The 13,073-nt window shown below is 63.7% G+C and carries 9 protein-coding genes and 3 pseudogenes; 3 read left to right on the top strand and 9 right to left on the bottom strand.

The annotated features are described in order from the left end of the window. Positions 1-16: 16 nt before the first annotated feature. Positions 17-310, bottom strand: a complete 294-nt coding sequence (locus A176_RS38290) for a LysR substrate-binding domain-containing protein (RefSeq protein ID WP_002639231.1) — start codon at positions 308-310, stop codon at positions 17-19. Here A176_RS38290 and A176_RS25580 point away from each other — a divergent pair. Beyond that, positions 264-870 (top strand): annotated as a pseudogene (locus A176_RS25580) (IS3 family transposase); the annotation flags it as partial. The gene A176_RS38290 and the pseudogene A176_RS25580 overlap by 47 nt on opposite strands. Before the next feature lie 140 nt (positions 871-1,010). Here A176_RS25580 and A176_RS38285 read toward each other — a convergent pair. From A176_RS38285 to A176_RS25550, 7 genes are all read right to left on the bottom strand, one after another. Continuing rightward, a complete protein-coding gene (locus tag A176_RS38285; protein ID WP_226994421.1) occupies positions 1,011-1,565 on the bottom strand; it encodes a winged helix-turn-helix domain-containing protein in 555 nt (184 codons plus the stop codon). A gap of 244 nt (positions 1,566-1,809) precedes the next feature. Beyond that, complete coding sequence (locus A176_RS25575) at positions 1,810-3,060, bottom strand: DNA cytosine methyltransferase (RefSeq protein WP_002639229.1); 1,251 nt, start codon at positions 3,058-3,060, stop codon at positions 1,810-1,812. Beyond that, a complete protein-coding gene (locus A176_RS40810) occupies positions 3,057-3,470 on the bottom strand; it encodes a very short patch repair endonuclease (RefSeq protein ID WP_044889431.1) in 414 nt (137 codons plus the stop codon). The genes A176_RS25575 and A176_RS40810 overlap by 4 nt, the downstream gene beginning before the upstream one ends. A gap of 117 nt (positions 3,471-3,587) precedes the next feature. Then, positions 3,588-4,118 (bottom strand): hypothetical protein, encoded by a 531-nt coding sequence (locus A176_RS25565; RefSeq protein ID WP_002639227.1) that lies wholly within the window; start codon positions 4,116-4,118, stop codon positions 3,588-3,590. Continuing rightward, positions 4,115-5,800 carry a DEAD/DEAH box helicase family protein gene (locus A176_RS25560; RefSeq protein WP_002639226.1) on the bottom strand — a complete coding sequence of 562 codons (1,686 nt, stop codon included), beginning with the start codon at positions 5,798-5,800 and terminating at the stop codon, positions 4,115-4,117. Before A176_RS25560 ends, A176_RS25565 begins: the two co-directional genes overlap by 4 nt. Next, the gene (locus A176_RS25555; RefSeq protein ID WP_049872387.1) at positions 5,800-8,178 is read right to left on the bottom strand and encodes an ATP-binding protein; all 2,379 of its coding nucleotides are present in this window, start codon (positions 8,176-8,178) and stop codon (positions 5,800-5,802) included. Before A176_RS25555 ends, A176_RS25560 begins: the two co-directional genes overlap by 1 nt. A 151-nt stretch (positions 8,179-8,329) precedes the next feature. Next, positions 8,330-10,099 carry a DUF262 domain-containing protein gene (locus A176_RS25550; protein ID WP_002639223.1) on the bottom strand — a complete coding sequence of 590 codons (1,770 nt, stop codon included), beginning with the start codon at positions 10,097-10,099 and terminating at the stop codon, positions 8,330-8,332. Between the two features lie 461 nt (positions 10,100-10,560). Between A176_RS25550 and A176_RS25540 the strand changes: the two are divergent. Then, positions 10,561-10,937, top strand: a pseudogene (locus A176_RS25540) (transposase); the annotation flags it as partial. Positions 10,938-10,969: 32 nt separating this feature from the next. Here the strand turns inward: A176_RS25540 and A176_RS25535 are convergent. Next, a protein-coding gene (locus A176_RS25535) for an IS3 family transposase (protein ID WP_226993910.1) occupies positions 10,970-12,159 on the bottom strand; the annotation gives its coding sequence in 2 pieces (ribosomal slippage) (positions 10,970-11,877 and positions 11,877-12,159; 1,191 coding nt in all). Between the two features lie 60 nt (positions 12,160-12,219). Between A176_RS25535 and A176_RS25525 the strand changes: the two are divergent. Further along, positions 12,220-13,026, top strand: a pseudogene (locus A176_RS25525) (IS3 family transposase); the annotation flags it as partial. Positions 13,027-13,073: the final 47 nt, after the last annotated feature.

Below are 13,073 nucleotides of genomic sequence, written 5' to 3'. Positions count from 1 at the left end.
TGGTTGGGGTGGGGCCTCAACGCAACGTCGCGCGCCATTGTTCGACCATGAGGTCGATGAAGCGCCGCACCTTGGCCGGCAGGTACCGTTTGCTCGGGTAGATGGCCAGGATGGGGACCTTCTCCTGCTCGCAGGAAGGCAGCAGGGCCCGGAGCCTCCCACGCGCGAGGTCTTCATCGACGAGAAAGCCGGGCAGATACGCGATGCCCAGGCCCGCGATGGCCGCGTCCCGGATGGCCTCGCCACTGTCGAGTCTCAGGCGGCAAGAGGGCCTGGCGGCCCGCCGAAGGCGCCCCTTCGTGCGGACCACCGACAGCGGCCACGCCCATCCGATTGCCCCCCAACGTGGCGGCTCGGGACTTCCTTCCCCGCGGCCCCAATCGCACCTGGGTGAGCGACATCACCTACATCTGGACGGCGGAGGGCTGGCTCTACCTGGCTGTCGTGCTCGACCTCTTCAGCCGGCGTGTCGTGGGCTGGAGCATGGGCGGGCGAATCGACCGACACCTCGTGCTGGGTGCCCTCAACATGGCGCTCGCCGGGCGCGGAGCGCCTTCGATTCATCACTCCGACAGGGGCTGCCAATACGCCAGCGAGGACTATCGGGAGAGGCTGGCAGCGCACGGCGTCACCTGCTCGATGAGCCGCAAGGGCAATTGCTGGGACAACGCCGTCGTCGAGAGCTTCTTCAGCAGCTTGAAGATGGAGATTGTCCACACGCGCAGCTTCCAGACGCGCGAAGAGGCTCGACGGGTGATGTTCGATTACATTGAGGTGTTCTACAATCGGAAGCGCCGTCACTCCTCACTTGGCTACGTCAGCCCTGTGGGATACGAGCGAACGGCTGAGGTGCGAAAGCAGGCAGCGTAGTCAACCCGTCCACCGAAGCGGGTGAGGCTCAGACTTCCTTGTCGTGGACAGCGCCGACGAAGTGGCGAGCGAACACCTTGGGCGTTCACGCCCCCACGGGGCCGTCAGCAGCACGACGCTGGATACCTCTCAGCGCCTGCTCAGACGCTTGAGGACTCGGACTTGTCCCACCGGCGCCCAGGTGGTGCCCAGGCGGGCCCGAAACGTGTGACCCGTCTCATCCAAGAAGGCAATTGTCCTCCCGCTTCTTCGAACCCCCTTTCTATTCGAGGCCAGTCTCTTCTTATCCACGCTTCGATGAGCGCATCATTCCGCTCGCGGGCCTGAGAACGAGGGCGGTGCGCGGAGAACCCGAGCCGATGCAGTGGCCTCGACAAGGAGCGTGGGTGGTACCGCACGCCCCAGCGTTGCTCGATGAGACGTGCGATGCGTGGAAGGGTCCACCGCTCCGTGGGAAAGCCGGCCCTGACGGCGCCGGCCTTGAGGACTCGGGCCACTTGCTTCCACTGCGAGGGGCTCAGCCGGGAGGGACGTCTCTGATGCGGCTTGTGCCGCAGCTTCCTGACGCCGCCTTGTGCGAGGGCTTTGCACCACTGCGACACGGCTCCTCGGGTGACGCCACACTCGTCCGCTACGTCTACTGGGCGCCAACCCGATTTCAGCCGTGAAGCGGCGAACAGTCGCCGCTCCTCCATCTGCTCGGGCGTCAGCCTGAATGGCTGTTGCCCCATCACCACCACCCCCTTCATTGGAACAACCGTTCCGAGGTCTAGGGGATTCGTCGAGGCGGTTTAGAGTCGCTGGGCCGCTTTGAGGGAGCCACAGGTCGGACACTCGTTTGAGGCCGTGACCCCCACCTGCGCCGTACGACAGTATTTGCCCGGCATCAACCCTCACTTGCATCGGTAGTCGAACCGAGCGCCCACGGCGCGTCAACCTTCATCCTTCGACAGCTTGACAGTCTGGGACTCGAGCGCCATGGCCGTGCGTGGGGGCCTTCGCGGCGCTCCCGGGTGACTGGGCCTCACGGAGGGACTCGGCGATTCGGAGGGCAAAGGTCTCGGCCAGAGCCACTGGAACGGCATTCCCGAGCTGACGCATCGCACGCGTCCACGCGCCCGGGAAGACGTAGTTGTCGGGGAAGGTCTGCAGCCTCGCGCACTCTCGCACCGAGAAGTACCGCACCCGTCCGCCGCCAAGTGCCAAGGTGTTTTCCCCCCCCGGGACACCGTGGCTCCCTGCCTTGAGCGTCTTCGCCGGTTCGTCCGGCGAACTTCCTACGTGCCGCTCGTACGCGCGGGCGCCAGGGTTGAGGAAGTGGTTTTCCACGTCGGCAGAGGTCTGCCCCTGGCGCAGTTTAGGAAGACCGTGGAGTGCGTCGCGGACGGTGGCCCAGGGGGTGAGCCGGGTCGCAAGGCTCGCGCAGGACTTTAACCGCGTGAACGCCTGCTGGTACCGCAGCGACATCGCCCCCGGACGAACGCGCTGCGGAAGCCCATGTCGGTCCCAGTATTCCTTAGTCCACCACTGTGACCAGAGCAGCGCGTCGAGGCTATGGGTGGCCGGAGGAGGGGACCAGTTCACGCCAAGGTCCGCGCGGAACGCCACGATGATGACCCGATCGCGCCACTGCGGGATGCCAAAGTCGGCGGCGTTCACTTGATGGTAATGAACCACGTAGCGGGTTCCGACGTCGCTGCGGCCCCTATCGCGCTGGAGCCGCTCGAAGTGCTCCGTCCAGGGCTCGTCCTCGCCACGCCGAACCTCCGGCAGGGTGAGCATTGCGAGCACGTACTCAAAGTAGGGCCTGAACGTGGAGCGCAGGAGTCCCTTGACGTTCTCGATGAGCACCGCTTTAGGCCGGAGGCGGGCGATGGCCTCCGCAGTCTCCGGGAACAGGTTTCGCTCGTCGAAATGACCGCGATGAGAACCTCCGAACGAGAACGGCTGGCAGGGTACACCGGCGGACAGGAGATCGACGTCCCCCTTCACCTCGGCATAGTTGAACTGCCGGATGTCCGCCTCGAAGAGCGGCCAGTCCTTCACGTACGCGACCTGACGACGAATGTTCTCGCGGATGGTGTCGCAAGCGCGCCGGTCGATCTCAACGACCGCCTTGTGGGTAAAACCGGCTCGCGCCACACCCAAGGCGAGTCCGCCGGCGCCCGCGAACAATTCGACTGAATTCACCGCTTCTCTCCTAAAAAAGCGCCCAGCGTGCGCCGCAGTCGCTCCGGCTTCTCGGTTTCGCACTCCCACACCACCAACACGTCCCACCCCTCCCTGCGCAACCGTCGGCGCACGTCGCGGTCTCTTGCCACGTTCGCCTCGAACTTCGCCTCCCAAAACGCCACTCGGCTCTTCGGCGTTCGGGTGCGAGAGCATCCCCTGTGGCGGTGCCAGAAGCAGCCGTGGACGAAGACCACCTTTCGCTTCCCACTGAATACCAGATCCGGGTGACCAAAGACCCCCGAGACGTGAAGCCGGAACCGGTGACCCAAGGCGTAGGCCATCCTCCGGACGGCTATTTCGGGGCGGCTGTGCTTGCTTCGCACACGCCTCATTCGTTCGCTGCGCTGCGCGGGCGTGAGCGAATCCAACTTGGCCTCCAGAAAGTTAGGTCACGCTCATAAATTACTTGGCCGATTTCTGTGCCCGGAGGCCGATTTTCCGGGGTGGGAACGCCTCTCAGGGCTAAGTAAATTGTGAGCAGTCCCTTAGGTCAGCACCCACCGAAGCTGCTGGATGCCCAACTTGGTCGCGGCGTCTTCGACCACGGCGCGGTCCTCTTTGTCCGAGAAGTGCCCGGCGGCCTGGGTGAGGACGGCCCCGTACGCCACCGCGCCGCGACCCTCGAACGCCCTTTCGTGAACTGCTAGTAGAACCAGCTTCCAACTGTTTGCCCTTCCCCAGCAGACGACTTTTCCGTCTGCCAGCAGCAGGCCATGCGGCTTGATGTACGTGCGGAGGACCTGGAAGTTGAGTGGGATGCCCAAGGGGGACAACGCCATCCGGGGATCCTCGCGGCGCGCCCGGGCGTACCGCTTCATCACTGCGTCCTTGATGTAGAGCCTGACTTGCCCCGGGTCGAGGAAGCGGGTCAGGACGCCCCCTACGCTCGGATCTCCCGTCCAGTTGTCATAGTGGCGTGACTTGCTCGTGGGTGAGAGCGTCAGGAAGCCAATCTCGTCGGCGTGCGCCCACAGGCGCTTCGTCACCTCTTCGCGAATCGCCTCTGGGACACTCACTGCACGCCCCCGTGCGGATGCGGCATCGGGAAGTCGAGTTCGGGGAGCTCTAGGGCGGCGCTCTCTTCTCTGAGGAAGAGAGACGCCTGGTCAAGCATCCACTCGCGCATGAAGCTGCCCGCCGAGACGTCGCGGAACTGGATGAGGCGCGGACCCATTCCGAGCCGTTCAACGTCGTTGCCGCGTGCAGCCCGGTCGAGGTCCATGACCTCGGCTACTCGGCGCAAGTCGGTAACGAAGTCCAAGACCAGGACCTTGTCCTTGTTGGGGCTGAGCCGGAGCCCTCGACCGAGTTGCTGGACGAAGATGCGCCGGCTGTGCGTCACTCGCATGAACACGAGGGTGTCCACATCGGGTACGTCGACGCCCTCGTTGAACATGTCAACGGTGGTCACGAAATCCAGTTGGCCCGCCTTGAATCGCGAGAGGAGCGCGTCACGCTCGCGCGCGTCGAGCTCCGAGGAGATCGCCTCCGCTCGGAAGCCACAGTGACGAAGAATCCCGGCGAAGGCGTTCGCGTGCAGGATGGTCGGGCTAAACACGATGCCGGAGCGTCGCCGTTCCTCGAAGAACGTGGATCGGATGATTCGCGCCGCTTCCTCATCTCGCGTCGGAAGGATGAGCTTCCGATTGAGCTCGGTCAGTGAGTACCGGTTCCTGGATAGTGTCTGCACCGTCTTCCAATCCAGGTTGTCGGCCATGAGCCGGTAGTCGACCTCGGAGAGGAAGCCGTGGCTTAGCGCCTCGGCGATCCCCAGCTTCACGAGCGGTGGGCCCAAGATGCTATCGAGGTCGAACCCATCGCCACGCCACGGCGTGGCCGTCACTCCGGCAAGCATTGGCGCCTTCAGCTCCGCGATTGTCTCTCGGAACGTCTCCGCGCCGAGATGGTGCGCCTCGTCCACAAGCACGAGCCCGAACTCGGGGAGTCGGTCGATTTGGCTCATCACGCTCTGTACCGTGGCGAAGGTGATGCCGTCCCAGTAGGATGGAAACTCGCCGTCCGTCAACCGATGGGTGTGAACCCAGTTGGGGAGTTGGTGCCAGAAGGCCCGCTGAAGTTGGTCCACGAGGGCGCGGGTGTGCCCCAAGACCAGGACGCGCCCTTCCTTGACGAGACCATCGCTGAGCAAGTCGGCGACCGTGTCGGCCATGACCACTGTCTTTCCGAGGCCCGTTGCAAGGACGATCTGTCCGCGCCCCGTGTCGAGCAGCGCTTGCCGAAACCGCTGCGAGGCATCCTCCTGGTAGTCGCGGAGGTTCCGGCGACTTGGAGGATAGAGCGGCGACTGATTCGCCATCCCGATGAGATGGCGAGGAGCAGCGATCTCAACCTTCAGTCCAAGGCGAGCGTACTTGCGCTGGTCCTCCAGGATTGCATCACCCGCGGGCCGGGACAGCGCGATTACTAGCCTGTCGGCCTTGTAGAACTGTCCTGCCGCGACGACTTCTTCGACCGCCGAGCGCGGCGCTGGACCCGTCGTGGTGTGCTTGCACTGGAACACCCAGACGGCGCCCGCCTTCACTCCGATGACATCGGCCCCCCTGTCACCGGACCCGGCGACGAGGCGTACGTCCTCGAAGCCGTTTGCGACCAGGAGCCGGGCCACGTCTCGCTCGAAAGCCTGCCACGGGCCGCGAAGTAACCTGCGCTCGTCAAGAAATGGTCGCGCTGCCCGCATCAGCTCGCCTCCGTTCCGTCGACCGGCGAGAGGAGCTCCAGCGCGTAGAGGGCCCGGAGCAGCTTTGCGCGACTAACGCCACCGAGGTCGGCGGGGTCCTGGTCCGCAAGCCAGACTGCGTCCGACAGGAGTGCCTCGAAATGACGGAAGACGCGAGCACGGGCAGTCTCCGTCGCCTCGGGCACTTCGTAGTTGAGTTCGCTGTAGGGCTCCTCCCAGCATCGACCGTCGAGGAATAGCTCGGGATGGTCGCGATAGAAGCCCGCAACGACCGTGGGGGGCGCGTATTCCAAGAATCTGCCCGTGGACACGATGCTCTGCGGGTTGGCTGCGCCGCGTGCGGCCATCTTTTGGAAAATCTGCTTCTGATCGTCGAGCGGCAGACTCTTGAAGAGCGTTGGCGCGTCGCTCGGTTCGATGTTTCGCCCGACCGCCGAGGCGATGTCCGCGAGGGACTGGCGCGCCTCGTTGGACAGCGTGGCGGGGTCGAGCGCGTAACCACTGGCGTAGCGGGCGCGGAGGTCCGCGAGGATGGCGCCGAATGTAAGGATTTCCTGGCGACTACGCATGAAATCCATCGCGGTCCACGCGAGCTCCGCCAGGAGGCCGTCGAGCGGCGTCATAGTTGCTGAGGCGAAGATGGGGTGGCCGACGTTCACGTAGAATTCGTGGGCGCTGTGCGGCGTCGCGCGGAGGCGCCAGGGTAGGCTCCCCTCTACGAGGGGATGCTCCTCGGCCACCTGGAATGCCTTCAGCGTCCACTTCAGCTCGGTCAGGTGGCTCACGTATTGTCGGCTGAGCGATGGAATGGGGGTCGCCTGCGCGGGTGGGGAGGGCGGGGCCGGTGGAGCGGGCACCGCGTTCGCAGGCCCGCTGTTTCCGTCGCCACCGAAGCCAGGCAGGACGTCGTCCGCACCGGGCGTCGGCGGCGGCGTACCTGGAGGGCTCCCCGAAGAGCCGCCGAGAAGGAGCTTTCGGTCTTCCTCTTCGACCAATTGGAACCACTTGTCGTCGGTCTGGTACTCTGCCGTCCCCGCATGGAATTTCTTGGCCATTTCCTCGGCCAACTCATTGTTCGGAACGACGAGCAGCCGGGCCCATGCGCCCGCGTTCTTCGGTTTGGGGGTCGAACGTCGAAACACCTGGAAGAGCTTGAAGAGCGGAGTTTCGTTCGGAAGATAGCCGAGATCGGAGGCCTTGTCCGGGCGCAAGGGACCTTCTCCGCGCACGAGGCGCACCATGTCCTCCCACGCCGGATCCGTCCTCTCGAAGCGATCCTTCGTGTAGCTCACCCGACAGTGGTCGAGGTGAATCTCACCGACGATGCGGCCACGGTTGCGGGGGTCGTCGATCGGGTACTCGGGCTCGGGCGCCTCGCCGTCGCCCCACATGAAGAGTTCCTTGTTAGCGGTTTCGATCTTTCGTCCGTGCCGGAGGAAGTCGATGCCGTAGTCCGTCTCGCTCAGATATCGCTGGATGCCCAACCATCCACGTATGGAGCGCTGGCGCTGGATGACATCGTCGGACTTCCCGCACGAGGGGCAGGCGTCTTCTCCTGTCCCAATCCACTGCCAGCAGGACATGCAGAACGGACGCGGTGGAAGCTGGCGGTCGACGGACTGAAAGGCGTCGACCACTCCGTGACGCGCTGTGGTCACCGTTCGAGTGGCGCCGCCTGGGCCGCTCCACACGCAGTGGCGCCGCCCTTCGACGCTTTTGCCGCAGAACGTGAGCTTGAAGCTAAGCGGAACGCCGCCGGGCCGCAACATCGCGGCGTACACGCGGCCGAGCTGATCCTGCGTCTTGGTCCGGTTTGCCGCGCGCGCGAACCAGTCCCGCTGCTCCGGTTTGAGCTTCTCGATGATTACCTTCGTCCCATGCTGGCCCTCGTCGTGCTTGACGTCGGTGAGTCGCGGCGTCTTGAACTGCCGCTGCGCGCGCAGTGCGTCGAAGTCAATCTTGAGCCCAATCCATTCCTTATCGCCCGCCCGCGTCGTCCAGACGGTGGTCACGGTCCCCAGACGAGCAGTGGCGATGTTGAAGCCCATCCCGAAGAGTCCGAGTGCGCTGATGGGGTCGTTCCCCGACCAGCCGGCGCTCACCGCCCGTTCGAGCACCTCGGCCGACATTCCAGGCCCATTGTCGATTACGGACACCATCGCGTTTGGGTTACCGCTCATTGGTACTTGAATGTGGATTTCCGGCGCCGCGAGCTGTCCCCCTGCACGGAGAACAGAGAGAAAGCCATCCACCGAGTTGTCGATGAGCTCGGCGAGGCACTTCCATTGGGCCAAGTTGATTTCCCCAAGCATGGGGAGGATCCTTGGGTCCGGCTGGAGGTTGAAATCGGATGGTGCGGCGGCCGCAGCAATCTTCATAGGGGACCTCGTAGAGGGGCTCGGGTACCGGCTGCCGGCCGGCCCAAGGCGGGGAAACTTCGTTGATGATTCGCGTGCGACCTCGCCTGAGTGTTACTTACCTTGAGAGTCGCGAAGTAGGAGATGCCGCTTGGGCGAACGGGTTCGCTGCTCATCTATGACCGGCGATGTTCCGTGCCCCGGAGTGCCGGTCGCTCGGGGCGAGAATCTCCGAAAGTCGATCCATCATCATATTGCGTCGCTCGCGGAAAAAGACCTCGAACCCGGCTAGACTAAGGGGTTCATCTGGAATGAAGTGAAGCTGTCGGAATCGCCGCCGCTCGTCCTCGTCGGGGCACTTCTTTTCGATCCAGTTCTCGAAAAGCTGTGACGACTTCTCTTCGTTCGGAACACCTTCGAGAAGCTGTAGGTTCGGCACGAGGTCGGCGAGTTCACGAAAGACGCCGACGCTTTCTTCCGGTACGCCATTCGCCACGAGCTTTTTCTTTGTGAAGAGCGACTGAGCGTGAATGTGGTCCTGATGGAACAGGTTTCGAAGGTCGAGGCTCGGGTAGAGCAAGGCGAGTGTGGAAAAAGTTTGGCGCTGCCCGTACTTGCCCGCGAGCAACTCTTCTATCTCCTCCCGCTCGAAGCGAGGCGAACGGTTGATGCGAAGCAGGCGCGAGGAGATCCCTTCAACGGGGAAAAGCTCCTGCGATTCCTCGATGGCCGACCTGAGCACGTTCAAAACCATGTCGCCCTGCGCCCCGAACAGACCCTTGGTCAGCCCGACAATGAGCCAGTGCCGGATGAGTTGGCGGTCGGCGTGATGCGCTTGCGCTTCGATAAAGTTCGTCGGGAGGTCCCGCTTTAGTAGGTACAGCGCGATGGGAATCACGGCGTTGTTTGAGGTGAGCGTGAAGTGATTGAATCCAAAGCTCGCGACGAGTGACACGGCCAAGCGGAGCGCCTTAGCGATTCGAGGCCACTGAGCCTCGATGATTTCCATATTCTTGCCGTTGAAGTTGGCGACTTTGAATCGGATGTCCTGGATGCCAGCGAGGACCAAGCACGCCTTCAAGACAAAGTCCTTGTCGAAGGCGAAGCCCTGACCGATTCGATTGAGTTCGTCGACTAAGGCGTGGATGTTCTCTCGGGCGTCTCTCGTCTTCCACTGGGCGGTCGCGATTGAGAGCAGGAGGTCGGAGTAGCTTAAAGGCGTCCCTCCGCTATTCACTCGGATGAAGATGTCGAGCACCTTGTCGAGATCCTGCTCCTCCTCATTGAACGCGGTGATCAGCAACTTCTTGGTGACCGCCTCATGCAACTCGAAGAGGCACGTGCCGGGGAAGTCGGTCTCCATCAGGTGATTCTTCACGAGGTAGCTGTGGATGTCCTTCGGCCCCGTGAAGTCTAAAACTTTGTGGACGGGAAACCAGTGGGCACCGAACTCGGGAGCCTGCGAGGCCGCCTCGGTGAGGAAACGAAAGTCGTAGCGTTTGTCGAAGGTGTCCAAGGGTGTGAGTAAATTCAGGTAGAGGCGGCGGGTTGGGAACGATTCGTCCGCACTCCAGCGCTTATGCAACATCTTAGAGGCGTAGGTGCCTCGCAGCCCAATGTAGAGGGCCGTGAGCCTCTGCTGCCCGTCCAGAATGGCGGTGAGCCCCTCGGAGCCCGTCAGATCGGCTTTGGGGTTGTGCCGGCTGTCGCGGGCATGGAATGTGCGGATGAACTCGTAAAACTGATAGTCCTTTGCATGCTCACGCTTCACTTCCCAGAACAAGAACGACCCAATGGGATAGCCGCGCAAAAGCGAATCGAATAGGCGTTCGATCTGGTCTGTGGACCACACGAACTCGCGCTGGATCGAGGGGAGCAGATACCTGCGCTCGTGAATGTTCTCCAACGCTTTCTGCACGGTAATCGGCGACTGAAAGGGCATCAGTTCTCCAAGGATGCCGTACACCTGCGGCGGTAAACGGCATGCACAACGTAATCCGTGGTAGCGGGCTAAGTCTATGTCCCCTCTAATTGCGCGTCTGTGACGCTCCGCCACGTTGGGCGCTCAGACTCGACTTTCGCCATTCTGCCCCGCAGCTCAGGCAACGCGGGCCAGTGGCGAGGCAGCATTGGCCAGGACGCGATAGAGGGTGCATGCTGGGCGTGTCCAATCCACGCCGACAAGGGTGTCCTGAGCCAAGCGGAGAATGTCTGCGAAGCTGACGGTGTCCTTAGTGCGATACCAGGGGCGCTGCGGCAAGCCGAGGTGCGCCATGTCGGTGTCGAGGCGCAGAAACCAGAGCACCAGCAGCGAGTAATACCGCCAACGCTACCCAGACGTGGCCGAAGGCTGGGAGTAGCCCGGTTCCGTGGACACCCGAGATGTGATGGAAGGAGCACGGGATGTCCGCGACTGACGAGAAGCAGAGGAAGCCCCGTAGGCCACGCCGGGAGTTCACGGCGGAGTTCAAGGCCGGGGCGGTGAGGCTGGTGCTGGAGGAGGGGAAAACGATTCCCCAGGCCGCCCGAGACTTGGACCTGACGGAGTCAGCGCTGCGGCTGTGGGTCGAGCAGACGAAGACGGACCGGGGCGGGGGCAGGCCTGGAGCGCTGACGACGGTGGAGCGCGAGGAACTCTCTCGGCTGCGCAAGGAGAACCGGGAGCTGCGGATGGAGCGGGAGATACTAAAAAACGCGGCGGCCTTCTTCGCGAAGGAGATGAAGTGAAGTTCTCCTTCATCCACGCGAAGAAGGCCCTCTTTCCCGTCGCTGTCCTCTGTCTGGGCCTGCTCCGGTTCGGTGGACAGGTTGACTATGCTGCCAGCCTCTTGGTTTCGGCCATCCGCTCGTACTCCGCAGGGCAGACGTAGCCCAGGGCTGAGTGGCGCCGCTTCCGGTTGTAGAACACCTCAATGTACTCGAACAGCGACTGCTTCGCCGCCTCACGCGTCTTGAAGCGGGTGACGTAGACGAGCTCCAACTTCAGGGTGGAGAAGAAGCTTTCCGCCACGGCGTTGTCCCAGCAGTTACCCTTGCGCGACATGCTGCATCCGATGCCGTGCTCCTCCAGCAGCCGGCGGTAGTCCTCGCTTGCGTATTGGCTGCCCCTATCCGAGTGGTGAAGTTGCGGGGCGGGACGGCTGAGCAACGCCATGTCGAGTGCGCGCAGCACCAGGCCGCGGTCGATTCTCTCGCCCATCGCCCAGCCCACCACCTTGCGGCTGAAGAGGTCCAGCAGCACCGCCAGGTACAGCCAGCCCTCGTCGGTCCAGACATAGGTGATGTCACCCACCCACGTACGGTGGAGCTGACCGGGTTGGAAGTTCCTCTCCAGGGTGTTCGGCGCCACGGGGTGGTGGTGGGCCGAGTCGGTGGTCCGTACGAAGCGACGCCGTGCACGGCCACGCAGGCCCGCCTGGCGCATCAGGCGAGCCACTCGCTTCCGCGCCACCCGCTGGCCTCTCGCTTTGAGTTCCGCATGCACCCGCGGAGCGCCGTACGTGCCCCGGCTCTCCTGGTGGACGGCTGCCACTTCGAGATGAAGCGCCCGGTCGCGTTGCTTCCGCTCGCACTCGGGCCGCGCCGCCCAGGCGTAGTAGCCACTGCGTGAGACGCCCAGGTGACGACAGAGGACAGCGACGGGAAAGAGGGCCTTCTTCGCGTGGATGAAGGAGAACTTCACTTCATCTCCTTCGCGAAGAAGGCCGCCGCGTTTTTTAGTATCTCCCGCTCCATCCGCAGCTCCCGGTTCTCCTTGCGCAGCCGAGAGAGTTCCTCGCGCTCCACCGTCGTCAGCGCTCCAGGCCTGCCCCCGCCCCGGTCCGTCTTCGTCTGCTCGACCCACAGCCGCAGCGCTGACTCCGTCAGGTCCAAGTCTCGGGCGGCCTGGGGAATCGTTTTCCCCTCCTCCAGCACCAGCCTCACCGCCCCGGCCTTGAACTCCGCCGTGAACTCCCGGCGTGGCCTACGGGGCTTCCTCTGCTTCTCGTCAGTCGCGGACATCCCGTGCTCCTTCCATCACATCTCGGGTGTCCACGGAACCGGGCTACTCCCAGTCGTCACCTGGGCGTCTCACGCAGTGGCTACTACGCCTGGGCGGCGCGGCCCGAGTGCGAGCGGAAGCAACGCGACCGGGCGCTTCATCTCGAAGTGGCAGCCGTCCACCAGGAGAGCCGGGGCACGTACGGCGCTCCGCGGGTGCATGCGGAACTCAAAGCGAGAGGCCAGCGGGTGGCGCGGAAGCGAGTGGCTCGCCTGATGCGCCAGGCGGGCCTGCGTGGCCGTGCACGGCGTCGCTTCGTACGGACCACCGACTCGGCCCACCACCACCCCGTGGCGCCGAACACCCTGGAGAGGAACTTCCAACCCGGTCAGCTCCACCGTACGTGGGTGGGTGACATCACCTATGTCTGGACCGACGAGGGCTGGCTGTACCTGGCGGTGCTGCTGGACCTCTTCAGCCGCAAGGTGGTGGGCTGGGCGATGGGCGAGAGAATCGACCGCGGCCTGGTGCTGCGCGCACTCGACATGGCGTTGCTCAGCCGTCCCGCCCCGCAACTTCACCACTCGGATAGGGGCAGCCAATACGCAAGCGAGGACTACCGCCGGCTGCTGGAGGAGCACGGCATCGGATGCAGCATGTCGCGCAAGGGTAACTGCTGGGACAACGCCGTGGCGGAAAGCTTCTTCTCCACCCTGAAGTTGGAGCTCGTCTACGTCACCCGCTTCAAGACGCGTGAGGCGGCGAAGCAGTCGCTGTTCGAGTACATTGAGGTGTTCTACAACCGGAAGCGGCGCCACTCAGCCCTGGGCTACGTCTGCCCTGCGGAGTACGAGCGGATGGCCGAAACCAAGAGGCTGGCAGCATAGTCAACCTGTCCACCGAACCGGAGCAGGCCCAGGCGAAGGTACGCACC

The sequence above is a fragment of the Myxococcus hansupus genome (assembly GCF_000280925.3).
GTDB classification, from domain to species: Bacteria; Myxococcota; Myxococcia; order Myxococcales; family Myxococcaceae; genus Myxococcus; species Myxococcus hansupus.
This window is presented reverse-complemented; position numbering and strand designations above follow the sequence as displayed.

Excerpts from the sequence above, each read along its gene's own strand:
- A176_RS25555 (WP_049872387.1), bottom strand. The coding sequence starts at position 8,178 with ATGAAGATTGCTGCGGCCGCCGCACCATCCGATTTCAACCTCCAGCCG.
- A176_RS25560 (WP_002639226.1), bottom strand. The coding sequence starts at position 5,800 with ATGCGGGCAGCGCGACCATTTCTTGACGAGCGCAGGTTACTTCGCGGC.
- A176_RS38285 (WP_226994421.1), bottom strand. The coding sequence starts at position 1,565 with ATGGAGGAGCGGCGACTGTTCGCCGCTTCACGGCTGAAATCGGGTTGG.
- A176_RS25550 (WP_002639223.1), bottom strand. The coding sequence starts at position 10,099 with ATGCCCTTTCAGTCGCCGATTACCGTGCAGAAAGCGTTGGAGAACATT.